Origin of the sequence: Stutzerimonas stutzeri, from assembly GCF_038561965.1 — a bacterium.
Taxonomy (GTDB): domain Bacteria; phylum Pseudomonadota; class Gammaproteobacteria; order Pseudomonadales; family Pseudomonadaceae; genus Stutzerimonas; species Stutzerimonas stutzeri_AA.
In genome coordinates, this window is sequence record NZ_CP139348.1 from 1,263,000 (window position 1) to 1,287,506 (window position 24,507).

The 24,507-nt window shown below is 62.6% G+C and carries 22 protein-coding genes; 8 read left to right on the top strand and 14 right to left on the bottom strand.

The features are described from left to right. Nucleotides 1–3: 3 nt before the first annotated feature. From SM130_RS05660 to leuA, 8 genes are all read right to left on the bottom strand, one after another. Nucleotides 4–1,350, bottom strand: coding sequence for an APC family permease (locus tag SM130_RS05660; protein WP_102823167.1), 1,347 nt, complete (start codon nt 1,348–1,350; stop codon nt 4–6). Nucleotides 1,351–1,352: 2 nt separating this feature from the next. Further along, the gene (locus SM130_RS05665; protein WP_102823168.1) at nt 1,353–2,153 is read right to left on the bottom strand and encodes a methyltransferase domain-containing protein; all 801 of its coding nucleotides are present in this window, start codon (nt 2,151–2,153) and stop codon (nt 1,353–1,355) included. Nucleotides 2,154–2,354: 201 nt separating this feature from the next. Then, the gene (locus SM130_RS05670) at nt 2,355–2,747 is read right to left on the bottom strand and encodes a DUF2784 domain-containing protein (RefSeq protein ID WP_102823169.1); all 393 of its coding nucleotides are present in this window, start codon (nt 2,745–2,747) and stop codon (nt 2,355–2,357) included. A gap of 4 nt (nt 2,748–2,751) precedes the next feature. After that, on the bottom strand, nt 2,752–3,414 hold the full coding sequence (locus SM130_RS05675) for a DUF2238 domain-containing protein (RefSeq protein WP_102823856.1): 663 nt from the start codon (nt 3,412–3,414) through the stop codon (nt 2,752–2,754). Nucleotides 3,415–3,477: 63 nt separating this feature from the next. Beyond that, nucleotides 3,478–4,209, bottom strand: a complete 732-nt coding sequence (locus SM130_RS05680) for an endonuclease (RefSeq protein ID WP_102823170.1) — start codon at nt 4,207–4,209, stop codon at nt 3,478–3,480. Nucleotides 4,210–4,319: 110 nt separating this feature from the next. Next, entirely contained in the window at nt 4,320–5,183 is an 864-nt protein-coding gene (locus tag SM130_RS05685; RefSeq protein WP_102823171.1) for a carboxylate/amino acid/amine transporter, read from the bottom strand. An 89-nt stretch (nt 5,184–5,272) separates the two neighbouring features. Continuing rightward, nucleotides 5,273–6,328: an NAD(P)-dependent alcohol dehydrogenase gene (locus tag SM130_RS05690; RefSeq protein WP_102823172.1), complete on the bottom strand. Its 1,056-nt coding sequence runs from the start codon at nt 6,326–6,328 to the stop codon at nt 5,273–5,275. Between the two features lie 299 nt (nt 6,329–6,627). Then, complete coding sequence (gene leuA, locus SM130_RS05695; protein ID WP_102823173.1) at nt 6,628–8,298, bottom strand: 2-isopropylmalate synthase; 1,671 nt, start codon at nt 8,296–8,298, stop codon at nt 6,628–6,630. 319 nt (nt 8,299–8,617) lie between these two features. Between leuA and SM130_RS05700 the strand changes: the two genes are divergently transcribed. Next, nucleotides 8,618–8,977, top strand: coding sequence for a DUF2946 domain-containing protein (locus SM130_RS05700; protein WP_102823174.1), 360 nt, complete (start codon nt 8,618–8,620; stop codon nt 8,975–8,977). Between the two features lie 52 nt (nt 8,978–9,029). Continuing rightward, a complete protein-coding gene (locus SM130_RS05705; RefSeq protein ID WP_102823175.1) occupies nt 9,030–11,231 on the top strand; it encodes a TonB-dependent copper receptor in 2,202 nt (733 codons plus the stop codon). 260 nt (nt 11,232–11,491) lie between these two features. Here the strand turns inward: SM130_RS05705 and SM130_RS05710 are convergent, their stop codons facing one another. From SM130_RS05710 to xseA, 4 genes are all read right to left on the bottom strand, one after another. Beyond that, nucleotides 11,492–12,811 (bottom strand): mechanosensitive ion channel family protein, encoded by a 1,320-nt coding sequence (locus tag SM130_RS05710; protein WP_102823176.1) that lies wholly within the window; start codon nt 12,809–12,811, stop codon nt 11,492–11,494. A gap of 78 nt (nt 12,812–12,889) precedes the next feature. Then, nucleotides 12,890–13,432 (bottom strand): hydrolase, encoded by a 543-nt coding sequence (locus SM130_RS05715; RefSeq protein ID WP_102823177.1) that lies wholly within the window; start codon nt 13,430–13,432, stop codon nt 12,890–12,892. Between the two features lie 23 nt (nt 13,433–13,455). Beyond that, nucleotides 13,456–14,280, bottom strand: coding sequence for a M23 family metallopeptidase (locus tag SM130_RS05720; RefSeq protein WP_102823178.1), 825 nt, complete (start codon nt 14,278–14,280; stop codon nt 13,456–13,458). A gap of 103 nt (nt 14,281–14,383) precedes the next feature. After that, nucleotides 14,384–15,760 (bottom strand): exodeoxyribonuclease VII large subunit, encoded by a 1,377-nt coding sequence (gene xseA, locus SM130_RS05725; protein WP_102823179.1) that lies wholly within the window; start codon nt 15,758–15,760, stop codon nt 14,384–14,386. 132 nt (nt 15,761–15,892) lie between these two features. Here xseA and SM130_RS05730 point away from each other — a divergent pair, with 132 nt between their 5' ends. The 5 genes from SM130_RS05730 (at nt 15,893) to tadA (ending at nt 21,746) form a co-directional block, all read left to right on the top strand. Then, complete coding sequence (locus SM130_RS05730; RefSeq protein WP_102823180.1) at nt 15,893–16,444, top strand: sugar ABC transporter ATPase; 552 nt, start codon at nt 15,893–15,895, stop codon at nt 16,442–16,444. 126 nt (nt 16,445–16,570) lie between these two features. Next, nucleotides 16,571–18,040 carry an IMP dehydrogenase gene (gene guaB / locus SM130_RS05735; protein ID WP_102823181.1) on the top strand — a complete coding sequence of 490 codons (1,470 nt, stop codon included), beginning with the start codon at nt 16,571–16,573 and terminating at the stop codon, nt 18,038–18,040. A gap of 143 nt (nt 18,041–18,183) precedes the next feature. Then, complete coding sequence (gene guaA, locus SM130_RS05740; RefSeq protein WP_102823182.1) at nt 18,184–19,764, top strand: glutamine-hydrolyzing GMP synthase; 1,581 nt, start codon at nt 18,184–18,186, stop codon at nt 19,762–19,764. 109 nt (nt 19,765–19,873) lie between these two features. Further along, nucleotides 19,874–21,244, top strand: coding sequence for a multicopper oxidase family protein (locus tag SM130_RS05745; RefSeq protein WP_102823183.1), 1,371 nt, complete (start codon nt 19,874–19,876; stop codon nt 21,242–21,244). A 19-nt stretch (nt 21,245–21,263) separates the two neighbouring features. After that, nucleotides 21,264–21,746 (top strand): tRNA adenosine(34) deaminase TadA, encoded by a 483-nt coding sequence (gene tadA, locus SM130_RS05750; RefSeq protein ID WP_102823184.1) that lies wholly within the window; start codon nt 21,264–21,266, stop codon nt 21,744–21,746. Here tadA and SM130_RS05755 read toward each other — a convergent pair. Together SM130_RS05755 and argF are read right to left on the bottom strand one after the other, a co-directional pair. After that, the gene (locus tag SM130_RS05755) at nt 21,743–22,840 is read right to left on the bottom strand and encodes an ABC transporter ATP-binding protein (protein ID WP_102823185.1); all 1,098 of its coding nucleotides are present in this window, start codon (nt 22,838–22,840) and stop codon (nt 21,743–21,745) included. The two genes, tadA and SM130_RS05755, sit on opposite strands and share 4 nt — an antisense overlap. Next, the gene (gene argF / locus SM130_RS05760) at nt 22,837–23,757 is read right to left on the bottom strand and encodes an ornithine carbamoyltransferase (RefSeq protein ID WP_102823186.1); all 921 of its coding nucleotides are present in this window, start codon (nt 23,755–23,757) and stop codon (nt 22,837–22,839) included. The genes SM130_RS05755 and argF overlap by 4 nt, the downstream gene beginning before the upstream one ends. A 272-nt stretch (nt 23,758–24,029) precedes the next feature. Between argF and grxD the strand changes: the two genes are divergently transcribed. Then, on the top strand, nt 24,030–24,356 hold the full coding sequence (grxD, locus tag SM130_RS05765) for a Grx4 family monothiol glutaredoxin (protein WP_102823187.1): 327 nt from the start codon (nt 24,030–24,032) through the stop codon (nt 24,354–24,356). The last annotated feature ends 151 nt before the right edge of the window (nt 24,357–24,507 follow it).

Sequence of the window (24,507 nt, forward strand, 5' to 3'; positions counted from 1 at the left end):
TGGTCATCGCTCAAGCGTGTCCGCCGCGAGCGCCGTGCGCCGCATAAGTAGCAGCGGCAATCCGAACGCGAGTACCGCTAGCCCGAGCAGGGCGCCCGGGCCTGCGTACAGCGTGCTCGAAACGAACAGGCCCAGGCAGCTGCTGGCGAAGATCAACGGCAGCAGCGGGTACAGCGGAACCCTGAACGGTCGTGGCACGTGCGGCTGTAGATTGCGCAAGCGCAGCAGCGCCAATGCCGTCATGCACATGAAGAACCAGAACACCGGCGCAGTGTAGGCGACCATAGCCTGCACACCGCTCTGGCTCAATGCGCCGAACAGGATCAGCAAAAGGGTGATGGCCGCTTGGACCAGCAGCGCGCGGATGGGCGTCGAGCCGCGCTCGTTCCAGGCGCCGAGCATTGCCAGCTGGGGGACGTCCCGACCTAGCGCGTAGTACACGCGAGCACCGGTCAGAATCGTCGCATTTATGGTGCTCAAGGCAGTGAAGCAGATCAGCAGGCTCAAACCCTGTGCCGCCCAGCTGCCGGCAACCACTTCCATCAGGTCGGCGCCGACCGCATCCGACTGGCGCAGGGCTTCGAGGCCGAACATCTGCAGCAGCGCAATGTTGGTCAGCAGATAGAGCGTAGTCACAACCAGGGTACCAACGAGCAGAACCCGGCTCATGTTGCGTCCCGGATCGCGCAGTTCTCCAGATAGATAAGCGGTTTCGTTCCAGCCGCCATAGGTCAGCAGGACGAAGACCATGCCCATACCGAGGATACCGATCCCGCTGGCGGAAGGCTCTGCGGCGAGGACCGGCCTGGTCTGCTCGGGCGAAAGCAGGCCGGTCAGCATGATGCCAGTCAGCGCCAGAACGGTCAGACTGCTCAAGAGCACCTGGATGCGTTTGGATTGGCGTGTACCGAGCACGTTGAGCGTGGTCAGCAGGACAACGGAGAAGGCCGCGTGCAGTGCACTTCCGTAGTCGCCGAGGGGAATCAGCCGCTGTGCGTAGTCGCCATAGATAAATGCCACCGCCGCAATGGCGCCGGTCTGGATGACGGTGCCGCGGGCCCAGGCGAACATCAGTCCCAGCCTGCTTCCCCAGGCCTGGCATAGGTAATGGTACTCACCGCCCTCATCCGGGAAGCTCGCGCCCAGCTCTGCGTAACAAAGCGCGCCGATCAGCATCAGCGCACCGCCGGCCAGCCACAAGGCGATGTAGGTTGTCGCGCTGTCTGCATGCTGGGCCACCAATGGCGGAAAGCCAAAAATGCCCACGCCGACCACGACACCCACCAGTACGGCAACGCCGTCGAGAACGGAAAGCCCGGTGGCGTGCCGGGTGTGTGCTCGAGCGTCCATGCTCAGCTACGCCGCGCGTTCCAGTTTGAACTCGAACCTTCGCCTTTCAGCGCGCTGATACGATCGCCTTCGACTCTTCCCACGTAAGGCGTGCCGCCGATCTCGAAGTGGATTATGTCGCCTTCGAGATTGCCGACGACGCTGTTGTTCAGCCCGCCGGACCGAGCAATCCCCAGTACCTGCTGATACTGCTGCTGCAGGTCGAGGACAAAGCTACCATCCGGCGTTTCGACCTCCCAGCGACCCTCGACCTTGGCCGGGACGATCCACAGATAGACATAGCTGCCGCCGACATAGTCGGTGCGATCGGCCGGCCAGTCGTCCATGCCGAACGCATGGGACACCACTCGCGTGCCAGGTTTTAGCGTATCGAGGATGACCGGACGCAGACGCAGGTTGATCCGCGGCAGCAGGTACATTGTCAGTACCGTGGCTTCGGAAATGTCCTTCTTGAATAGGTCGCCCTGTTCGAAGCTGACTTTGTCGGATACGCCAGCCGATTTCGCGTTGGCTTCGGCTTCCTCGATGCGTTCGGGGTCGAGGTCGATGCCCAGCGCCGAGTCTGCGCCGCGGTCGCGTACAGCCGCGATGGCGATGCGCCCGTCGCCGGAGCCGAGATCGATGACGGTATCGCCGGACTTCACGTCGGCCATCTCCAGCATCCGCGCGACCACACGGTCCGGCGTCGGCACATAAGGCACGTCGAGCTCTGGCGCGACCTGCGCATGGGCAGGAAAAAGCGTAGCGAGTAAAAACGGCAGAGCGATGAGAAAAACGGGACGGCGGACGGACACGAGCGACATGAATGATCCCCTTGGCGAGTTTCGGCCCCCTTCGGCTTGGGCGGGGCGTTAATGTCCGGACCCGAGTCAGGGCGCAAGGTTCTCGCTGCGCGGTGATGGGCGATTCGCGAGATGCCGAAGAGCATCCGCAAAGCCCCGGCGGGGGGCGGTTCGAAGGATTATTGGCAGCTTGTAACCCGATGTGAGCGTGAGGTGCCGCGGTTACTCTCGGGGCAACTGGTGGGCAACGGTGCTGCGCCGCTGACGCCACAGCACCCAGCCATAGATCAGCAGGTTGGCCAGCACCACCACCGCCGCCAGCAGGTACTGCACCGGGGTGCTCAGCCAGGCGGGATAGATCAATGGCAGCAGATAGTGCTCGATGAAGCCCGCCTCGTATCCCGCGCCGCCGGCCAAGCGCCGCAGCAGGTTCTCCCAATGGGTCAGCGGGCACGCCCGCCCGCTCAGCTCGACGAATACGCCCCAGACAATCGCCGGAACATGTATCAGCACGAAGCCACGCTTCCACGCGACAAGCAGGCCACCGAGCAGCACGAACAGAATGAAGCCGAGGTGCAACAGCAACACGGCGTCCGCTCCCATGCGATAGAGCATTGCGCTATGCCGCCGTGCTCGTGCGGCTCAGGTGTCCTATCTGGCGATCCTGCACCCGCGCCAGCAGGGTCACGGACAAGAGCGCGCCAAGCAGTGCCATGAACATGTCCGATTGGGTATCCCATGGGTCACCCTGGGTGCCGAGAAAATCTTCCGCGCCTTGCCCAGCGATGAGTGCCACCCACCACTCGATCAGCTCATAAAAGGCGCTGAACGCCAGCGCGACGCAGACCGCGAGAAAGCCGAGCATTTTTCCAGGCGTGACGATGCGTAGGCGTAGCAGGATTTCACGGGCGAGTAGGGCCGGCGTCACGCCCTGAATGAAATGGCCGAGCTTGTCGTACGGATTGCGGCTGAGCTCGAACCATTCCTGCACCCAGAACCCAGCTGGGACGCGCGCGTAGGTATAGGTCCCGCCGAGAATCAGGATCAACGCATGGATGGCGATCACCACGTATAGCAATCGCGTCAGTGGCAGGTGCTGGTAGCTCCAGAGCAGCAAGGGCGCAGCGATCAGCACCGGGGCGACTTCCAGCAGCCAGGTTGCACGGTCAAAGGGCGCGATGGCGGAGCACACCAGCGCCAGCAGCACGACCAATCCGAGCGTTGCGTAGAGCGTTCTGTCCTGCATGGAAGTTGCCATGGTGATCAATCCAGCCGGCAGCATGCAGCGGCGCCAGGCGGCATGCAACCGGGGCATTCCCTGCCTCCAGCAAGTCGCGGTGGCGCGCTAGCCCTGGCGGCCGGCGGTTGCCGAGGAGCGGGAAATCGAGCGGTCGCAGCGCCGCATGTCGACCTTGCCGACATAGGCATTGGCATTACCCTGCAGGCAGGCGATGCGTTGGTTGCGTGTGCGCTCCCATTCGCTGACCGGATGCTGGCGATTCCAGATGTCATACAGGCGCTGGTCCTGTTTCGACAGGCGCAGCTTGTAGCGCTCGCTCATGTACAGGTAGGTCCGTGCAATGGCACCGCGGCTATATTCGGCCGGCATGGCCGTGCGCTGCTTGAAGTTCACCACGAAGGGGCAGGCGCCGTACTGGCTGGGTTTCTCAGTGAGCATGCCGAAGCCGAAGTTGCTGCGGTCACCGTTCACTTCGCCGACCACCGGGACCAGGTTGTGCAGATCAGCCTCGGCCAGGCTGAAGAGGGGGTCTTTGGCGGTGCACTGCTTGCGCCCGCCTTGCTGCCAGCACTGGCGCTGATGGCCGATGACCCAGGCTGGCACGATGTGCTCCCACTCCACCCGTTCGGCCCGCTTGGGCTGTTTGCGTGGAATGTAGCCGCAGCTATTTAGATCGATACGATTGCCTTTGAAGCTGCAGCCGCAGTAGAAGTCTACCGGGCGGTCGGCATAGATGGTCCAGGCGACCTTCTTCGCTTCACGGAAGGTGCGAGGTGCATCGGCATAGGTGCTGGAACAGCAAAACAGGACAAGCAGGAAGAGACTGAAGCGGCGCATGGAATTCTCGACAACTGAACGAGTGTCGCATCCATGCGCGGGCCGGCATTCTACCTGTCGTCTAGCTAAAAGTCATAAAAAACAAAGACTTGCGTAATGTCATTGCGCCTTCATTGCGCCTTCATGGGCCTCTGGCCTAGGCGGTTGATCTGCAGCGAGGCGAGGATGATCGCGCCGCCGATCGCCAGCAATATCAGGTTGGTGGTGGTTCCCCAGAACAGCAGATTGAGTACCAGGCCCACCGGCACCGCCATGTTGTTCATCACGGCCAGGGTGCCGGCATCCACCAGCGTTGCGCCCTTGTTCCAGCAGAACTGTCCGAGCGCGGTTGCCAGTACGCCCATCCAGATCAGCACCGTCCATTGCGTCGTGGTGGTTGGCAGCTTCTCGGCGTTACCGAACAGCAGCCATGCTGGCAACACGATCAACAGTGCGCCGAGGAAGAAGTAGCCGAAGCGGCGATGCAGTGGCACGTCGGATGGATAGCGCTGCGCCAGATGCTTGTAGAACACCTGCCCGGCAGCAAAGGTGAAGTTGGCCAGCTGCATCAGCAAAAAGCCGCCGAGAAAGTCGCCGGAAACGCCGTCGTATCGGATGAGCCCGGCACCGAACACTGCCACCGCTGCCGCGACCAGTGCCCAGGGGTTGAAGCGGCGGTTGAGCGCATCGTCGATCAGTGTCACGTGCAGCGGCGTGAGCACGGTGAACAACAGCACCTCGGCGACCGTCAGCACGTTGAAGCTCATGTACAGGCACAGGTAGGTGACGCCGAACTGCAAAGCGCCAACCAGAGTCACGCCGGCAATAAAGCCGGGGGCGACGCCGCGCCAGCGGGTCAGCGGCAGAAACACCAGCCCGGCGAGGATCACTCGCGTGAGCACGGCGAAATAGCTGTCCACCTGACCGGCCAGGTAAACGCCGATCAGGTTGAAGGAAAAGGCCCAGAGTAGGGTGACGAAGATCAGATAGCGCATGCCGGCTCCTCGACGAAGGCCGGCGACCTTAGCGGCTGCGCATGAAAGAGGGAAGGGCCGGCGTGCCCGCAGGCCTGCCAGCCGGACGATCAGGCCGCTTTCAGGGTGGCCATGTCGATGACGAAGCGGTACTTCACGTCGCTCTTGAGCATGCGCTCGTAGGCGTCGTTGATGTCCTGCATGCGGATCATCTCGATGTCCGAGACGATGCCGTGCTCGGCGCAGAAGTCGAGCATCTCCTGGGTTTCGGCGATGCCGCCGATCAGCGAGCCGGCGATCCGACGACGCTTGAAGATCAGGCCGAACACGCTGGGCGATGGGTGTGGCGAAGCCGGTGCGCCGACCAGGGTCATGGTGGCGTCGCGCTTGAGCAGATTGACGAAGGCGTCGAGGTTATGCGGCGCGGCGACGGTATTGAGGATGAAGTCGAAGCTGTTGACGTGCGCGGCCATTTCCTCCTTGTTCTTCGATACCACGACTTCCGACGCGCCGAGCCGCAGGGCATCGTCCCGCTTGTCCGGCGAGGTGGTGAACAACACGACCTTCGCGCCCATGGCATTGGCGATCTTTACCGCCATATGGCCGAGGCCGCCGAGGCCGACTACGCCAACCTTCTGGCCCGGGCCGACCTTCCACTGGCGCAGCGGCGAGTAGGTGGTGATGCCAGCGCAAAGTAACGGGGCGACGGCCGCCAGGTTGTCGGTGTGGTTGATGCGCAGGACGAATTTTTCGTCCACGACGATATTGTCCGAATAGCCGCCAAGGGTGTTTTCGCCGCCGCCGAAGGCCGGGCCGTTGTAGGTGCCGACAAAACCACTCTCGCAATACTGCTCCAGGCCTTCACCACAGGACGAGCAGCTGCGGCAGCTGTCGACCAGGCAGCCGACGCCGGCGATATCGCCAGCCTTGAACGTGCTGACGTTCGCGCCGACCGCGCTTACGCGGCCGACGATTTCGTGACCGGGTACGGAGGGATACAGCGTGTTGTTCCACTCGTTGCGCGCGGTATGCAGGTCTGAATGGCAGACGCCGCAGAAGAGAATCTCGATCTGGACATCGTTCGGTCCTACTTCGCGGCGCGAAAACGAGTAGGGCGCGAGCGGGGTGCTTGGGTCGAGGGCGGCGTAACCGATGCTGTTGCTCATGACGGCTCCTTTTGTTGGTCGGGTTGCAGAGGCCAAGCCTAATGGCGGTGAAGGCAGGAGCGTTTGCACAATCCTGCCGAAGGCTGACGTGTTTCTGCCGATTTGCCAGGGCTTGGCTGACTGAGTTGGGAGGGTTCTTCGGCGAAGAACAGTTCAGTCGATTACCACCCAGGGCCGCGACCGGCGAGCCACGGAGATGGCAGTTGCGATGTACAGGCGCCAACCATGACGCCTGTCGGAGGAGGGGTGACTGTCATGAGCAGATGCAAGGGCGAGCCCCGTGGGCTCGCCGTTCAGGCTCAGGCAGCCTGTTCTTGGGCCTCGCGCAAGGCGCGGTTCATGGCGCTGAATAGCGCGCGGATGCTGGCAGTGGTGATGTTCTCGTCGATGCCGATACCATGCAGCGGCCGCTCGCCATCCAGGCGCACCTCGATGTAGGCGGCAGCCTTGGCGTTGCTGCCGGCGCCGATGGAGTGCTCGTGGTAGTCCATGATCTCCAGCTTGACCGGCAGCGCGGCTACCAGCGCTTCCAGCGGACCTTTGCCGATGCCACGCCAGTGGGCGATCTCGCCATCGGCTGCAACTTCGACGTCGACCGCGCTGGTGCCGTTCTCTTCCTGCAGGCGATGACCCTTGAGCATGTACGGCGCGGTTGCCTGCAGATATTCCGCTTCCAGCAGCGCGTAGATCTGTTTGGCACTCATCTCCAGGCCAAGGCGGTCGGTTTCCTTCTGTACCACTTGGCTGAACTCGATCTGCATGCGTCGCGGCAGGCTGATGCCGTACTCCTGCTCGAGCAGAAAGGTGATGCCACCCTTGCCGGACTGGCTGTTGACGCGAATCACCGCCTCGTAGCTGCGGCCAATATCGGCTGGATCGATCGGCAGATAGGGCACTTCCCAGATGCCGTTCGGGTCCTGCTGGGAGAAGCCCTTGCGGATCGCGTCCTGGTGCGAGCCGGAGAACGCGGTATGCACCAGGTCGCCCACGTAAGGGTGGCGCGGGTGCACCGGCAGCTGGTTGCATTCCTCGACCACCTTGCGCACTGCATCGATATCGGAGAAGTCCAACTGCGGGTCGACGCCCTGGGTGTAGAGGTTCAGCGCCACGGTGACCAGGTCGACGTTGCCGGTGCGCTCGCCGTTGCCGAACAGGCAGCCTTCGACGCGATCGGCGCCGGCCATCAGGCCCAGCTCGGTGGCGGCTACGCCGGTGCCTCGGTCGTTATGGGTGTGCAGGCTGACCAGCACGCTGTCGCGACGGTTGACGTGGCGGCAGAACCACTCGATCTGGTCGGCATAGATGTTCGGCGTGGCGGCTTCTACGGTGGCCGGCAAATTGAGGATCAGCTTCTGCTCAGGCGTCGGCTGGAACACCTCGACCACCGCATTGCACACCTCGACGGCGAACTCCGGCTCGGTGGAGCTGAAGATCTCCGGCGAGTACTCGAAACGCCAGGCGGTTTCCGGATTCTGCGCGGCCAGGCGCTTGATGATCTGTGCCGCGCTGACCGCGATGTTCACCACGCCAGCCTTGTCCTGGTTGAAGACGATGCGGCGAAAGCTCGGCGCGGTGGCGTTGTAGTAGTGGACGATGGCCTGCTTGGCGCCTTTGAGCGATTCGAAGGTGCGGGTGATCAAGTCCTCACGGGCCTGGGTCAGCACCTGGATGGTGACGTCGTCGGGGATGTGCCCGCCCTCGATAAGCTCGCGGACGAAGTCGAAGTCGGTCTGCGAGGCGGAGGGGAAGCCGACCTCGATTTCCTTGATGCCAACCTGAACCAGTGTCTTGAAGAAACGCATTTTCTTCGCCGCGTCCATCGGCTCGATCAGCGACTGGTTGCCGTCGCGAAGATCCGAGCTCAGCCAGATCGGTGCCTGGGTAATCGACTTGGACGGCCAGGTGCGATCCGGGATGTCGATGGCTGGAAAGGCGCGATATTTTTTCGACGGGTTCTTGAGCATGGTCATGGTGTTTCCCCAGGCGAAGCTTGAGCTAGCAACTTGTTTGCCCAGTATGGGCAGTGGTTTATGGTGCAAAGCTATTGCTTGGTGGCTGTGTATTGCAAGCTCGTGAGGAAAATTGATGGTTTGTTCCAATTAACATGTGTATTTGGCTTTTTATGCTGATTCTTTCGGCAAAGCTCGAGTTTGATTGCTGCCGCTCGTTGCGGCCTCATGTCGCAGCAGCACCGATGCGGGCTGCGTGCGATCATCCGGCTACTCCCTCACTGGGTTAGGTCACGGTCAACTGAAGGACATACCGGTGACACGTAAACGGCTTTCGACAATGAGTATCTGGCTTGGCTTGTTCGCCATGCTGATGATCCATGTCGGCCCGTTGTACTCGGCAGTCCAGGTTGCTCAGGCCGCTCAGGTCAACGAGCATCAGCACCACGCCGGGCATGAACCCTCCGCTCACGGTCATCATGGCCAGGCACGCGCGGGAGAGCCGGCCTGGCTGGCCGCGCTAGACCTCTGTGGCTACTGCGAGCTGCTGACGGTCAACCCACCGCTCAGTCTTTCCGTCCAGTTGGCGCTGCCGCGCCACGAACCGGGTTATTTCCAGCCTCTTCCCGAACAACCGCTGCCATCGGCGCTGCGTCGCAGCAGTGGCCATCCGCGCGCACCTCCGCTTCTGCACTGCTGACATTCATCGACCGCCTATGGCGGCCAAATCACATGCAGAAGTGGAAGTTCCTATGTCCAGCATTACTCATGGCTGTACGGCGCGTGCGCGCTTGTCTGAGCGTTTTTCAATTCAACCGTCTCGTCTGCGTTGGCAGTTCGCCCATGCCGCTCTGCTGGGGATGCTCGCCGGCAGCGCGCTGGCGGCCGAAGCCGATCACTCCGCCCACGCGGGGCACGCCGACACCGTCGAACTGGCGCCGATGGTCATCACCGGCGTCGGCCAGCAATCACCCTTGACGGTCGTGACCGACCCGAAGATCCCGCGACAGCCTATGCCGGCAAGCGATGGCGCCGATTATCTGAAAACCATTCCCGGTTTTTCCGCGGTGCGTAACGGCGGCGTCAACGGCGATCCAGTGTTCCGTGGCATGTTCGGCTCGCGGCTGAAGTTGCTCTCCAACGGCGGCGAAATGCTCGGCGCCTGCCCCAACCGCATGGATTCGCCCAGCTCGTATATCAGCCCGGACACGTTCGACAAGCTGACCGTCATCAAAGGACCGCAGAGCGTGCTCTGGGGACCAGGCGCTTCGGCCGCCACTGTGCTTTTCGAGCGCGAACCGGAGCAATTCAGCGAGCCGGATTACCGCATCAACGGCAGTCTGCTGACCGCTTCAAATGGTCGCTTCGACCGCAACCTGGATGCTGCCGCTGGCAACAGCCAAGGCTACGCACGGCTGATGGCCAACAGCTCACAGGCCGATGATTACGCCGACGGCAATGGCAACACCGTGCCGTCGCGCTACGACAAGTGGAACACCGATGTGGCGCTGGGCTGGACGCCAGACGAAGATACGCTGATCGAACTCACCGCCGGCCGTGGTGACGGCTTCGCACGCTATGCCGGGCGCGGCATGGACGGCAGCCAGTTCCAGCGCGAAAGCCTGGGGCTGCGCTTCGAGAAGACCAATATCGGTGAAACGTTCTATGGGCTGGAAGCGCAGGTCTACTACAACTACGCCGACCACATCATGGATAACTACAGCCTGCGCAGCCCAGGTGGGATGATGCCGAACCCCACGCTGTCGCGGGTCGATCGCCGCACCCTCGGCGGCCGGGTGGTTGGCACCTGGCAGTGGACCGATGTCGAACTCAAGGCTGGCGTCGATGCGCAGCGCAGCGAGCACCGCAAGGTCATGGACCCGAACCTGCACGTCAACCAGATGGTCGCTGCGGCAGGAAGCGACGCACTGCCCTGGGTGCCGGACGCCATGCTGCATAGCTATGGCATCTTCGGCGAAGTGACGTGGCAGCTCAGCGAGCGCGAGAAACTCATCGGCGGCTTGCGCCTGGATCTGCACGAAGCCACCGACGAGCGCGATTTCTTCCGCAGCCATCACCCGACTCTGAAAAACATGATGGGCATGCCGATCAGTCAGGATTGGGACAACCCGACTCAGGGCGAAGCCCGTCGCGACACGCTCTACAGCGGCTTCCTGCGCTACGAGGAAGAGCTCGCGGCAATGCCCGCGACCTGGTACGCAGGCGTCGGTCATGCCGAACGCTTCCCCGACTACTGGGAGCTGTTCGTCTCCAACCCCGGCCCGGTCGGCACCGTGCAGCCATTCGACTCGGTGCGGCCAGAGAAGACCACGCAGCTCGACGTCGGCCTGCAATACGCCAAGGGACCACTGGAGGCCTGGGTTTCGGCCTATGCCGGGCTGGTCGAAGACTACATCCTGTTCAGCTATGTGCCCGGCGTGATGCCCGGCATGCTCCGTGCTGATGTCAGCAACATCGACGCCACCATTGCCGGTGCCGAAATGGGTGCGAGTTATCGGTTCACCAGCAACTGGAAGGGTGATGCGAGCCTGGCCTATGCCTGGGGCAAGAACCGCAGCGATGATCGGGCCATGCCGCAGATCCCACCGCTGGAAGGGCGCCTGGGTCTGACCTACGAGCGTGAAAACTGGAGCACCAGTGGCCTCTGGCGCGTGGTCGCCTCGCAGGGGCGGGTTGCCGAGAATCAGGGCACCGTGGTGGGCAAGGACTTCGACGAGAGTGCGGGCTTCGGCGTGCTGGCGGTCAACGGTGCCTACCGGCTGAACAAGAACTTCAAGCTCAGCACGGGCGTCGACAACCTGCTGGACAAGGCCTACAGCGAGCACCTCAATCTTGCCGGCAGCGCGGGCTTCGCCGATTACGGCCTCGAGCCCACTAGTCGCGTAAACGAACCGGGTCGCACCTACTGGGCGCGGGTCGACATGAGCTTCTAAACGAAACAATGGCGGTATAGGAGCGAGGATTCCCTCGCTCCGGACGTAGGTTGGCGCTGAGGCGCGGGGCGCGGTGGTGTGGCTCGCGGTGCTGGCGTCAGGGACGACGCATGGGCAGTGCTCAAGGCTGCGCCAGCTGCTTCGTGCCTCAGCGCCAACCTACGATTAGGCCTCTGCGATAGCCGCTAGTGACGACGCGTTCGTGATGGGGCGGTTTGAGACGTTGGTTCGCGCAACTTCTCTTCCCCGCCGATCTTTCTCTATCCCCGCCCGACCGCGCTCGACAAGCTTTCCTTGTCGCCTTCCGCTGGATGCTTTTCCAGGGATGGGAGCGCCGGTGCGCCGCGCTGCCCCAGCGCTTCACCCCAGTTGCGCATGTCGGCGCCGCTTGGGTGTTGGAACACGCGCAGACCGAACTCCGGCAGGATTGCCAGCAGATGATCGAAAATGTCCGACTGAATCGACTCGTACTGCGTCCAGGCCACGGTGTTGGTGAAGCAGTAGATCTCCAGCGGTAAGCCATCGGCAGTCGGGCTCATCTGCCTTACGATCAACGTCATGTGCTGGTGCACGCCGGGGTGCGCGCGCAGGTAGCGTTCAACATATGCCCGAAAACTGCCGATGTTGGTAATGCGCCGCGTGTTGACCGGCTCCTTGCCACGTTCTTCGAGTTTGGCGTTCCACTCGTCGATTTCGTGGCGCTTGTTGGTGAGGTATTCATCCAGCAGGTTGAAACGGTGCAGATGCTTGCACTCATCCTCGCTTAGAAAATGCACGCTCTGCTGATCCAGATACAGGCTGCGCTTGATGCGACGCCCGCCAGATTCCTGCATGCCGCGCCAGTTCTTGAACGAATCGGAAATGAAGCGCTTGGTCGGGATGCTGGTAATCGTCTTGTCCCAGTTCTGGATCTTGACGGTGTGCAGGGCGATGTCGATCACGTCGCCGTCGGCATTGAGCTGCGGCATCTCTACCCAGTCGCCGACGCGGATCAGGTCGTTGGAAGTGATCTGCACGCTGGCCACCAGCGAGAGCAGGGTGTCCTGAAAGATCAGCATCAGCACCGCCGCCATGGCGCCCAGGCCGGAAAGCAGGATCAGTGGCGAGCGGTCGATCAGGGTGGCGATGATGAGGATGGTGGCGATGGCGTAGACGACGATCTTCACCACCTGCAGATACCCTTTGATCGGGTGCAGGCGTGCGTCCGGCCGGCGCTGGTAGACCACGTTGATGATGTCCAGCAGCGCGCCGAGCGCCAGCGCGATGGTCAGCACGATGAAGCCGCCGCAGACATTGCGCACCACGGTCACCGCGGCCTCCGGCAGGCCAGGCACCGTTGTCACGCCAAGCGACAGCACCAGCGCGGGCACGATGTTCGACAACCGCTTGATGATGCCGAAGTCCTGCAGTTTGTTCTCGCGGGTGTGTTGCAGCAGGCGGTAAAGGCCGCGCACCAGGATGCGCTTGACGATCCAGTTGGACAGCCAGGCGGCAAAAATCAGCGTGGCGCTGGCGAGCAGCGTTTGCAGTTCAGGGTGGGCTCTGAGCCAGTCCAGCCAGCCGGCCAGATCGTCAGACATGTGCATCTCCATTGAAAGGTGAGGGCGCGGCCTTGGCAAACCGCCTCGGCCGCAGCCCGGTGTATCGGTGTGTTTTGGCTAGCGGATAAATTCGCGGCTGATGCTCTTGAACAGCTCGGTGCCGGCGCGCTCCATCCATTCGAAGGCGACCATCTCCCGCGAGACGATGACCGCGCCGGCCTGGCGCATGCGTTTCAGGGCCAGCGCCTTGTCGCTGGCCCTGCGCGAGCTGACGCCTTCTTCCACGACGAACACCTCATTACCGCGGGCCAACAGGTCCAGCACCGTCTGCAGCACGCAGACATGAGTCTCGCAGCCGCAGATGACGAACTGCCGGCGCTCGCCGCCGGGGCGCTGGAACAACTCGCCGTCGCCCGCTGCGGAGAAATGCAGTTTCTCGACAATGGCTGCCTCTTCCACGCCCTCGCGCAGGGCAGCAATCGTATGGCCGAGCCCTTTGCTGTACTGCTCTGTCAGCAGTACCGGCACGCCGACTCGCTGAGCCACTTGCTGCAGCCAGGCGGTGTGCTCGGCCATGGCTTCACTTTCGAGAATTACCGGGAACAGGCGTTCCTGAATGTCGATGATCAGCAGGGTGGAATCAGTCGCTTTGATGCGCATCGCTGTCGTTCCTCGTGATGTGTTCAAGGCTTGTACGCGCCGATGAAGATGGCCGGGTCGACTCGCGCGTCGTTCAGGCTCACGTTCCAATGCAGATGCGGGCCGGTGGCACGGCCGGTAGCGCCGACCTTGCCGAGCACCTGACCGCGCGCCAGTTGATCGCCGACTTTCACGCCAATCTCGGAAAGATGGCAGAACATGCTGATCAGGCCTTGGCCGTGGTCGACGAAAACCGTCTTGCCGTTGAAGAAGTAATCGCCCGTCAGTATCACCTTGCCTGCTGCCGGCGCCTTGATCGGCGTACCGGTCTTGGCGGCGAAGTCCAGGCCTGAATGCGGGTTGCGTTCCTCGCCGTTGAAGAAGCGGCGCAGCCCGAATGGCGATGACAACGGGCCGTTGACCGGGCGATCAAACAGCAGGTTGCTCGGCTGATTGGCGCTGAACTGGCGATAGGCGCGGTTCTGCTCATCCAGTTCGCGCTCGATGCGCTTGAGGTCTGCCGGATTCGGATTGACCTGGCGCTGGTTCTTCAGCGTGATGTGCTGCGCTCGGTACTCACGGCTTTCGACCTGGAAGGTCTGCCCGCGGCCATCAATCTCCAGCTGCTGCGCGCCGGGCTTCACCGAAAGCGGAATACCGACGATGGCGATCCAGCGTTTGCCATCCTCGCGCACTACCAGCGTCGGCTTGCCCTGGTAGCGCGCCTGTGGCGCGGCCGGGCCATCGCCTACTTCGATAACGGCGACGCCACCGGGCGCGGGTTTGTTGAGCAGGCGCGTGATGAAGCCTTCGGCATGGGCGGGAAGGGCAAGCGCAAGGCAGAGCAGCAGTGTGAGCAGGCGTGGCATGGATGGGTCCGCTGAGAGAAACGGCCCATCCTCGCGTAAACGCAGGAATAGAGAAAGAGCCAGGGATGTCAGGGCATTTCCGGCCAGGCTACCGCTGCCGGGCTTACAGCAATGGCAGCGTAATCGGCGCCAGATGATTGTCTTCCACCCGCACCTCCAGTTCGCCTTCGCCGAGCCTGGCCTTCAGGCGCTGCCCAGGTGCTGTCTGGCTGGCGCTGCGGATCGCCTGGCCGCGCTCGTCGAGCAAGATGCTGTAACCACGACTGAGGGTGGCCAGTGGGCTGACCACGTGCAACGTCTGGACGAGGCCTTGTAGCTGCTGGCGTCGCCCCTTAACGGTTGCCTGCATCGCCCGTGGCAGGCGCGAGGACAGGTGCTCGAGGCGCTGACGCAGAAGAGTTAGCGTGCGTCCCGGATGTTGCGCAGCCAGTCGCGTTTCCAGGCGGGCCAGGCGCTCCTGGCCACTGCACAGACGGCGGTCGACGGCGCGCAGCAGGCGCTGTTCGAGATCATCGATTCGCTGAGCTTGCTGCTGCAGACGTTCGCCGGGATGGCGCAGGCGGCGGGTCAGGCCTTCCAGACGCATGGCGTCTCGGTGCAGGCGATCGCGCATGCGCAACACCAGGCGCTGCTGCAGCCCGCTGAGCCGGTTTTGCAGGTCCGAACTGCTCGGCGCGAGCAGCTCGGCAGCCGCGGACGGAGTCGGTGCGCGAACGTCAGCGACGAAATCGGCGATCGATACGTCAGTCTCGTGACCCACGGCGCTGACGATCGGCGTAATGCAGGCGTCTACGGCGCGCGCCACGGCTTCTTCGTTGAAACACCAGAGGTCTTCGAGCGAGCCGCCGCCGCGGGCCAGGATCAGCGCGTCGAAGCCCTGGGCATCGGCCAGCTGCAGCGCGCGGACGATCTGTCCGGTGGCTTCGCGGCCCTGCACGGCCGTCGGGATCAGCGTCAGCTCGACCTGCGGCGCGCGGCGCTTGAACACCGAAATGATGTCGCGGATCACCGCGCCGGTCGGTGAGCTGACGATGCCGATGCGCCGAGGGTGGGCGGGCAGGGCCGCCTTGCGCTCGGCGGCGAACAGGCCCTCGGCGGCGAGCTTTTCCTTCAGCGCCTCGAAAGCCAGGCGCAGCGCGCCGTCGCCGGCTGGCTCCAGTGTGTCGAGAATCAGCTGGTAGTCGCCGCGCCCCTCGAACAACGACACCTTGCCGCGCACCCGCACCGCCAGCCCGTCGCGCAGGGCCTGGCGGACCCGCGCTGCGTTCTGACGGAACAGCGCACAGCGCACCTGGGCGTTCTTGTCCTTGAGGGTGAAATAGATGTGGCCGGACGCCGGGCGGGCAAGATTGGAAATCTCCCCTTCGACCCAGATCTGGGCGAACACATCTTCGAGCAGCAGGCGGGCGCGGCCGTTGAGCTGACTGACGGTCAGCACTTCGCGATCGAGATTGAGACGCTGGAAGGGATCTTTGAGCATGGCGGCGATGATAAGCCGGGCGCGCTCGTGCGCAAACCGAAAAGCGCACGGTGGCGGTCTGCCTGGTCTTGACCGGCACGGGCGTGGCGCTAAGCTGCGCGGCTTTCCCTTCGTGTTCCGTTTCGAGCCCCCATGAGCCAGAGCCAAGCCATTATCGTGCCGCGCATTTCCACGTTCCCCGGCCATGAAGCCAAGGCGCGGATGATCCTGCGCTGGCTGGCCGAGCGGCGCATCGTCGAGGCGTTGCCTACCACCTGTGGCCGTGGCGTCGGCGGTATGGGTTACGCGATTGCCTCCGGCGCGCGCAGTGTCGTGCTGCACCCTGAACGCTTGCCCTTTGGCGAGCCCATCAACGGCCTGGAGGTAATGACCAAGCGCTGCATCTACACGCCGACACGGGATTTTGCCGAGGAGGCAGGCTGTCCCGAGTGCCGCCGCGAGATCGGCGAGGCATTGTTCGAGAGCCTCGACGAATGGATGCCCAGGCAAACCGACAATTTCACCTGTCCGGATTGCGGCTTCGAAGATGACATCAACGGTTTTCTATTCATCCCGGCCTGCGGCTTTTCCAATCTGGGATTCATCTTCAACGGCTGGGGCGAGGCAGAATTCCGTCAAGCGTTCCTGGATGAGTTTGCCGAACGCCTGGGTTTCAAGGTGGCGCTGGTGATCGATCGCTCGTGACCGAATGGTCATTTTATGAGGTCTGCGCTTTTAGACGAGCGCGAAGCAGCGCAGATCCGCATTGAGCGAGAAGGGGTGCGTGGGTATAATGCCGCGCTTCCTTTTTCCCGCCTGGGAGCCCCCGCCATGCTGCGTATCAGCCAAGAAGCCCTGACTTTCGATGATGTTCTCCTGATCCCGGGTTATTCCGAGGTTTTGCCGAAGGATGTCAGCCTGAAGACCCGTCTGACCCGCGAAATCGAGCTGAACATTCCGCTGGTTTCTGCGGCCATGGACACCGTCACCGAAGCTCGCCTGGCCATCGCCATGGCGCAGGAAGGCGGCATCGGCATCATCCACAAGAACATGAGCATCGAGCAGCAGGCTGCCGAGGTGCGCAAGGTCAAGCGTCACGAGACCGCCATCGTTCACGATCCGGTCACCGTCACGCCGGAAACAAAGATCAGCGAACTGCTGCGCAAGGCGCACGAGCTCGGCTTCTCCGGCTTCCCGGTGGTTTCCGGCAAGGAGCTGGTCGGCATCGTTACCGGCCGTGACCTGCGCTTCACTCCCAACGCCGGCGATTCCGTCGCAGCGATCATGACGCCCAAGGACAAGCTGGTCACCGTGCTTGAAGGCACCGCCCTGGAAGAAATCAAGACCGAACTCTACAAGCACCGCATCGAGAAGATGCTGGTGGTAGACGGCAATTTCCACTTGCGCGGTCTGGTCACCTTCCGCGACATCGAGAAAGCCAAGACCTACCCGCTGGCCTCCAAGGACAGCCAGGGTCGTCTGCGCGTCGGTGCCGCAGTCGGTACCGGCGCCGATACCGGTGATCGCGTCGAAGCACTGGCCGCTGCCGGTGTCGACGTGGTGGTGGTGGATACCGCCCATGGTCATTCCCGCGGCGTGATCGACCGCGTGCGCTGGGTGAAGGAGAACTTCCCGCAGGTGCAGGTGATCGGCGGCAACATTGCCACCGCCGAAGCGGCGCTGGATCTGGTCAAGGCCGGCGCAGACGCGGTCAAGGTCGGTATCGGCCCGGGCTCGATCTGCACCACGCGCATCGTCGCGGGTGTCGGCGTGCCGCAGATCTCTGCCATCGCCAACGTCTCCGCCGCGCTCGAAGGCACCGGTGTGCCGATGATTGCCGATGGTGGCATCCGCTTCTCCGGTGACCTGTCCAAGGCCATCGTCGCTGGCGCCAACGCGGTGATGATGGGTTCGATGTTCGCCGGTACCGAAGAAGCGCCGGGTGAGATCGAGCTGTTCCAGGGCCGCTCTTACAAGGCCTACCGTGGCATGGGCTCGCTGGGTGCCATGTCCCAGGCTCAAGGCTCCTCGGATCGTTACTTCCAGGATTCCGCCGCTGGCGCCGAGAAGCTGGTGCCCGAAGGTATCGAAGGCCGTGTGCCGTACAAGGGCTCGCTGGCAGCGATCATCCATCAGCTGATGGGCGGCCTGCGTGCTTCGATGGGTTACACCGGCAGCGCCACCGTTGACGAGATGCGCAGCAAGCCGCAGTTCGTGCGCATCACTGGCGCCGGCATGGCCGAGTCGCACGTACATGACGTGCAGATCACCAAGGAAGCGCCGAACTACCGGGTCGGCTGAAGAATCGATCTGACACTGCTGTGCTAGGGCATGCTGCGTTGCCTGCCCATCGCTCGCGACGCGGCAAATCGATTTTAAAAGTATGAGAACGGGGCTGTTCGATCAGCCCCGTGTCATTTGTGACTACCACGAGAGATGCCCATATGGCTCATCCTGACATTCACGCTCACCGAATCCTGATTCTGGATTTCGGTTCCCAGTACACCCAACTGATCGCCCGCCGCGTACGTGAGATCGGCGTCTACTGCGAACTGCATCCGTGGGATATGAGCGAGGACGACATCCGTGCCTTCGCACCGCGCGGCATCATTCTCGCCGGCGGTCCGGAATCGGTTCACGAGGTAGGAAGCCCGCGCGCGCCGCAGGCTGTGTTCGATCTCGGTGTGCCGCTGTTCGGCATCTGCTATGGCATGCAGACCATGTCCGAGCAGCTCGGTGGCAAGGTGCAAGGCTCCGACGTTCGCGAATTCGGTTATGCCCGCGTCGATCTGGTTGGCAAGTCGAAGCTGTTCGACGGCATCGAAGACCATATGGATGACGACGGGGTGTTCGGCCTGGACGTCTGGATGAGCCACGGTGACAAGGTGACCACGCTGCCGGAAGGTTTCCATATCCTCGCCAGCACGCCGAGTTGCCCGATTGCAGCCATGGGCGACGATGACCGTCGTTACTACGGCGTTCAGTTCCATCCTGAAGTGACCCACACCCGTCAGGGCGGTCGCATTCTTTCGCGCTTCCTGCTGGAAATCTGCGGCTGTGAAGCGTTGTGGACGCCATCCAACATCGTCGAGGATCTGGTCGAGCAGGTGCGCAATCAGGTGGGTTCGGCCAACGTCCTGCTGGGCCTGTCCGGGGGCGTTGATTCCTCGGTCGTCGCGGCGCTGCTGCACAAAGCCATCGGCGAGCAACTGACCTGCGTATTTGTCGATAACGGCCTGCTGCGCCTGCATGAGGGCGATCAGGTGATGGCCATGTTTGCTGAGAACATGGGCGTCAAGGTAATCCGCGCCGACGCCGAAGCGCAGTTCCTCGGCAATCTCGAAGGCGAGGCGGACCCGGAGAAGAAGCGCAAGATCATCGGTCGCACCTTTATCGACGTGTTCGATGCCGAAGCCAGCAAACTGGACAACATCCAGTTCCTCGCTCAGGGCACCATCTACCCGGACGTGATCGAGTCGGCTGGCGCCAAGAGCGGCAAGGCGCATGTGATCAAGTCACACCATAACGTCGGTGGCCTGCCGGAGGAGATGAACCTCAAGCTCGTCGAGCCGCTGCGCGAGCTGTTCAAGGACGAGGTGCGCAAGATCGGCCTGGAACTCGGCCTGCCCTACGACATGGTCTACCGTCATCCCTTCCCGGGTCCGGGGCTGGGCGTGCGTATCCTTGGCGAAGTGAAGAAGGAATATGCCGACCTGCTGCGTCGTGCCGACCACATCTTCATTCAGGAACTGCGCAACTTCGATTGGTACCATAAGACCAGCCAGGCCTTCGTGGTGTTCCAGCCGGTCAAATCGGTGGGTGTTGTTGGCGATGGCCGTCGTTATGCGTGGGTCGTCGCATTGCGTGCGGTGGAAACCGTCGACTTCATGACCGCACGCTGGGCACATCTGCCCTACGAGCTGCTGGAGAAGGTTTCCAACCGCATCATCAACGAAATCGAAGGCATTTCCCGCGTCACCTACGACGTGTCGAGCAAGCCGCCTGCCACGATCGAGTGGGAGTGATCTGAAGCAATGAGGGCAGCCCAGGCTGCCCTCATGCTATGCGCAGCTTCCGCAGAGAGGCGCGTCGAGCCTGATGGGCCCATTAATTCGGACTGGCTGGAGCCCACGCATGTCCTTCACCCGTAGACAGATTCTCACCGGCCTGGCCGGTCTTGGCGTGGTCGGCCTTGCCGGCAGTGGCGCACGCTACTGGCTCGGCCGTCCGGCTGACATCACTACCCATGACTATGAGCTGATCGCCGCACCGCTGGACGTCGAGCTGGTGCCGGGTCATATGACGCCAGCCTGGGCCTATGGTGGACAGGCGCCAGGTCTGGAGCTGCGTGGCCGTCAGGGCGACTGGCTGCGCGTGCGCTTCATCAACAACCTGCCGGAGCCCACCACCATTCATTGGCATGGCATTCGTCTGCCTCTGGAAATGGACGGTGTGCCTTATGTATCGCAGCTGCCAGTGCTGCCCGGTGAGTTCTTCGACTATCGCTTCCAGCTGCACGATGCCGGCAGCTTCTGGTATCACCCGCACACCACCAGTGCTGCCCAGCTTGGGCGTGGTTTGGTCGGCCCGCTGATCGTCGAGGAACGTGAGCCGAGTGGCTTCAGGCACGAGCGCACGCTCAATCTGAAAAGCTGGCATGTCGATAAGCAGGGCGCTTTCACCGAATTCAGCGTGCCCCGCGAGGCGGCCCGTGGGGGCACGCCTGGTGTGCTTTCGACGGTGAATGGCAAGCATGCTCCCACGCTTGATCTTCCGGCTGGGCAGGTCGTGCGACTGCGGCTGCTGAACCTCGATAACACCCTGACCTACCGGCTTAACCTGCCGGACGGCGAGGCGCGCATCTACGCGCTCGACGGGCATCCGGTCGCACCCGTGCCGCTCGGCAAGGAGTATTGGCTTGGTCCTGGTATGCGCATCGAGCTGGCGCTGAAGGTGCCGAAGGTTGGCACTGAACTGTCCCTGCGCAATGGTCCTCTGCGGCTGGCGACACTGCGTTCGGTGGCGCATGACGACGCTGCGGGTGTCTGGCCGCCGGCGCTGCCGGCCAACCCCGTGGCCGAGCCGGACCTGCAGCGCGCCGAAACCCTGCGTTTCAACTTCGAGTGGGCCGGCAACCTGTCGACAGATGTCGAGCAGGGCGGTGCCTTCACGTTCTGGCAGATCAACGGCCAGGCCTGGGACATCAACGACAAGACCTGCGCCGATCGCCCGATTGCCACGTTGAAGAAGGATGGGCACTACATCTTCGAACTGCGCAACCTCAGCCAGTACCAACATCCGATTCACCTGCACGGCATGGCTTTCAAGGTGATCTCGTCCAATCGCCGCAAGATCGATCCCTGGTTCACCGACACCTATCTGCTGGGCAAGAACGAAACCGCCCGCATCGCGCTGGTCGCCGATAACCCGGGTGTCTGGATGTTCCACTGTCATGTCATCGACCATATGGAAACCGGTCTGATGGCCGCGATAGAGGTGGTATGAGACAGGGCAGGGTGCAGCAGTGAGAAAGCCACTGATCATCGACCGCAGCCAGGACCAGCACTTCATGCGCGAAGCCTTGGTGCTGGCGGCGCAGGGCGCGGCGTTGAGCGAGGTGCCGGTGGGCGCCGTGCTGGTGCAGGACGGCCTGATTATCGGGCGCGGCTACAACTGCCCGATCTCGCAGCGCGATCCTAGCGCCCATGCAGAGATGGTCGCGGTGCGCGATGCGGCGCTGGCTGTGCAAAATTATCGGCTGCCTGGTAGCACGCTCTACGTGACGCTGGAGCCCTGCAGTATGTGCGCCGGTCTGATCGTGCATTCGCGCATCCAGCGAGTCGTTTACGGCACCACCGAGCCCAAGGCTGGCGTGGTCGTCAGCCGTGGCCAGTTCTTCGAGCAGGGCTTTCTCAATCACCATGTACTGGTTGAGGGTGGCGTGCTGGCAGAGGAATGCGGAACGGTGCTCAGCGAGTTCTTTCGCCTGCGCCGGCAGAAGGGCTAGCGCGCTGCTATCGCTGGCTGAAGCGTTTCGTGGGCGGCGACGCTGCCCTGAGCCGGAAACACCACCAGATGATCGGCGGCAATGGCGATGCCCACTTCTTGCCCGGTCGGGTAATCGGCGTGGCTGGTAAATATCGCTACCAGTTGATTGCCGGTGGGCAGCTGCAGCCGGTACAGCGTCGACGCGCCGAGAAAAGTCTTGCCGACGATCAGCGCACGCAGCGGGCTATCCGGCTTGTAGACGATGTCATCCGGGCGCAGCAGCACGTCCACCGAACTCCCCGCAGGCCAGGTGTAGGCCCGGTTACCGCGAATCACACCGAGTTCGGTCTGCACGGTTTCCGGGTCGAGCAACTGCCCGCGAATGAAGTAGCCTTGGCCGATGAAGCTCGCGACGAAGGGCGTCAGGGGCTCGTGGTAGAGGTTGAACGGAGTGTCCCATTGCTCAAGACGACCATCCTTGAACACGCCGACCTGGTCGCTGACGGCGAAGGCCTCTTCCTGATCGTGGGTAACCAGAATGGCGCTGGTGTTGCGTGCCTTGAGAATCTCGCGCACCTCATGGCTGAGGCGCCGACGCAGCTCGACGTCGAGGTTGGAAAAGGGCTCGTCGAGCAGCAAAAGCGCGGGTTCAGGTGCCAAGGCCCGCGCCAGCGCGACACGCTGTTGCTGACCGCCTGAGAGTTCGTGCGGGTAGCGTTTGCCAAGGGCGGATAGGTGCACCAGTTCGAGCATTTCCGAGACGATGCGCGAGCAGTCAGGCTGCTTGCGGATCCCGAACGCGATGTTCTCCGCCACCGTTAGGTGAGGGAACAGCGCGTAGTCCTGAAAGACCATGCCGATACGGCGCTTCTCCGGCGCCAGGGTGAAGCCTGAGCGGGAGATGACCGAGTCCGCCAGGTGGATCTCGCCCTGGTGCACCGGCTCGAAGCCGGCGATGGCACGTAAGGTGGTGGTCTTGCCACAGCCGGAGGGGCCCAGCAGGCAGCCGATATCGCCGCGGTTCAAATGCAGATTGAGGTGCTGGACGATGCTCTGCTCGCCATAGCCGCAGGCCAGGTTACGCAGTTGCAGCAGTGGCGGCTCGTGCTTCATGCGTGGTGGTAGGCCGGCTCGACGAGAAACTCCAGCAGCGCCTTTTGCACATGCAGGCGATTCTCGGCCTGATCCCAGGCAACGGAGCGCGGGTCGTCGAGCAGGTCGTGGCTGATCTCTTCGCCACGGTGGGCGGGCAGGCAGTGCATGAACAGCACGTCTTCGGCGGCGCAATCGAGCAAGGCGCGATCGACCTGGTAGGGGCGGAAGGTGGCAAGGCGCGCAGCCGCTTCGTCTTCCTGGCCCATGGAAGCCCAGACATCGGTGCTGATCAGATGAGCGCCTGCTGCAGCTTCGCGGGGATCACGCAGCACCTGCACGCGATCACCCGCGCGCGCCATCAGTTCGGCGTCGGGCTCGTAGCCCTCGGGGCAGGCAACCTTGAGCTGGAATTGGAACTGGATGGCCGCTTCTATATAGGTATTGCACATGTTGTTGCCATCGCCGATCCACGCCACCGTTTTGCCGGCGATGCTGCCGCGGTGTTCATGGAACGTCTGCATGTCGGCCATCAATTGGCAGGGGTGCAGGTCGTCGGATAGGCCGTTGATGACCGGCACGCTCGAATTGGCGGCGAAATCGGTAAGGGTCGAATGGGCGAAGGTGCGGATCATCACCGCATCGAGCATGCGCGACATGACGATGGCCGAATCACTGATCGGCTCGCCACGGCCCAGCTGGGTGTCGCGTGGCGAGAGGAAGATCGCCTGACCGCCGAGCTGGATCATGCCGGCTTCGAATGACAGTCGTGTGCGGGTTGAAGCCTTCTCGAAGATCATCCCCAGCACGCGATTTTTCAATGGCTCGAACAGGACGCCGCGCTCGCGCAGATCCTTCAGCTCGATGCCTCGGCGGACCAGGCTATTCAGCTCCTGGGGCGTGCAGTCCATCAGTGAGAGAAAATGCCTTGCGCTCATATCAACTACCTTTATTGCCGCAGCTCGCGATCCAGTGGTTTCAAGGGAAAAGGGGACCGACGACTGGGGGTCGCACGGGGAGCGACGAAACGGGAAAGGCGCGATCTTATCCAGAAAGCGAGCGCAGGCGCAAATCCGCTCTGCGCTGGCTATATCGGGCTGAATCGCAGTATTGGCGGCCCTTGCGTCGCGATAAAGCCGAGTCCTCCGCTCGGCTTTCCCCGGCGTTTTCCGGTACAATGCGCGGCAACCGTGTCTAGCCGAGGTACTCCATGGATATCATCGAAACCATCAAAGAACAGATCGCCAACAACCCGGTGCTGTTGTACATGAAGGGCTCGCCCAATGCCCCGCAGTGCGGCTTTTCCGCTCGTGCAACCCAGGCCATCATGGGCTGCGGCGAGAAGTTCGCCTATGTGGACATCCTGCAGAACCCCGAGATTCGCTCCAGCCTGCCTGCCTACGCCAACTGGCCGACCTTCCCGCAGCTGTGGGTGGGCGGTGAGCTGGTCGGTGGTAGTGACATCATTCTGGAGATGTTCGAAAAGGGTGAGCTGCAGCCGCTGATCAAGTCTGCTGTCGGCAAGACCGAAGCATAAGCACCAGACGTTATCGTAGGTGCATTCAACAAAATGCCCGCATCGAGTGATGCGGGCATTTTTGTTTGTGATCGAGATATGAAGTAAAGAAAGTGAAACGGCCGTTAGTGATCTTTACCGCTTTTCGCCGGTCATAGGTCGCGTTGAGGGC

Coding starts and splice junctions, on each gene's coding strand:
- SM130_RS05720 (WP_102823178.1), bottom strand. CDS start 14,280: ATGCCACGCCTGCTCACACTGCTGCTCTGCCTTGCGCTTGCCCTTCCC.
- leuA (WP_102823173.1), bottom strand. CDS start 8,298: ATGACCATGCTCAAGAACCCGTCGAAAAAATATCGCGCCTTTCCAGCC.
- SM130_RS05710 (WP_102823176.1), bottom strand. CDS start 12,811: ATGTCTGACGATCTGGCCGGCTGGCTGGACTGGCTCAGAGCCCACCCT.
- guaA (WP_102823182.1), top strand. CDS start 18,184: ATGGCTCATCCTGACATTCACGCTCACCGAATCCTGATTCTGGATTTC.
- argF (WP_102823186.1), bottom strand. CDS start 23,757: ATGAGCGCAAGGCATTTTCTCTCACTGATGGACTGCACGCCCCAGGAG.
- SM130_RS05660 (WP_102823167.1), bottom strand. CDS start 1,350: ATGGACGCTCGAGCACACACCCGGCACGCCACCGGGCTTTCCGTTCTC.
- SM130_RS05675 (WP_102823856.1), bottom strand. CDS start 3,414: ATGCTGCCGGCTGGATTGATCACCATGGCAACTTCCATGCAGGACAGA.
- SM130_RS05700 (WP_102823174.1), top strand. CDS start 8,618: ATGAGTATCTGGCTTGGCTTGTTCGCCATGCTGATGATCCATGTCGGC.
- SM130_RS05730 (WP_102823180.1), top strand. CDS start 15,893: ATGAGCCAGAGCCAAGCCATTATCGTGCCGCGCATTTCCACGTTCCCC.
- xseA (WP_102823179.1), bottom strand. CDS start 15,760: ATGCTCAAAGATCCCTTCCAGCGTCTCAATCTCGATCGCGAAGTGCTG.
- SM130_RS05665 (WP_102823168.1), bottom strand. CDS start 2,153: ATGTCGCTCGTGTCCGTCCGCCGTCCCGTTTTTCTCATCGCTCTGCCG.
- SM130_RS05670 (WP_102823169.1), bottom strand. CDS start 2,747: ATGCTCTATCGCATGGGAGCGGACGCCGTGTTGCTGTTGCACCTCGGC.
- guaB (WP_102823181.1), top strand. CDS start 16,571: ATGCTGCGTATCAGCCAAGAAGCCCTGACTTTCGATGATGTTCTCCTG.
- SM130_RS05690 (WP_102823172.1), bottom strand. CDS start 6,328: ATGAGCAACAGCATCGGTTACGCCGCCCTCGACCCAAGCACCCCGCTC.
- SM130_RS05745 (WP_102823183.1), top strand. CDS start 19,874: ATGTCCTTCACCCGTAGACAGATTCTCACCGGCCTGGCCGGTCTTGGC.
- SM130_RS05755 (WP_102823185.1), bottom strand. CDS start 22,840: ATGAAGCACGAGCCGCCACTGCTGCAACTGCGTAACCTGGCCTGCGGC.
- grxD (WP_102823187.1), top strand. CDS start 24,030: ATGGATATCATCGAAACCATCAAAGAACAGATCGCCAACAACCCGGTG.
- SM130_RS05685 (WP_102823171.1), bottom strand. CDS start 5,183: ATGCGCTATCTGATCTTCGTCACCCTACTCTGGGCCTTTTCCTTCAAC.
- SM130_RS05705 (WP_102823175.1), top strand. CDS start 9,030: ATGTCCAGCATTACTCATGGCTGTACGGCGCGTGCGCGCTTGTCTGAG.
- SM130_RS05715 (WP_102823177.1), bottom strand. CDS start 13,432: ATGCGCATCAAAGCGACTGATTCCACCCTGCTGATCATCGACATTCAG.
- SM130_RS05680 (WP_102823170.1), bottom strand. CDS start 4,209: ATGCGCCGCTTCAGTCTCTTCCTGCTTGTCCTGTTTTGCTGTTCCAGC.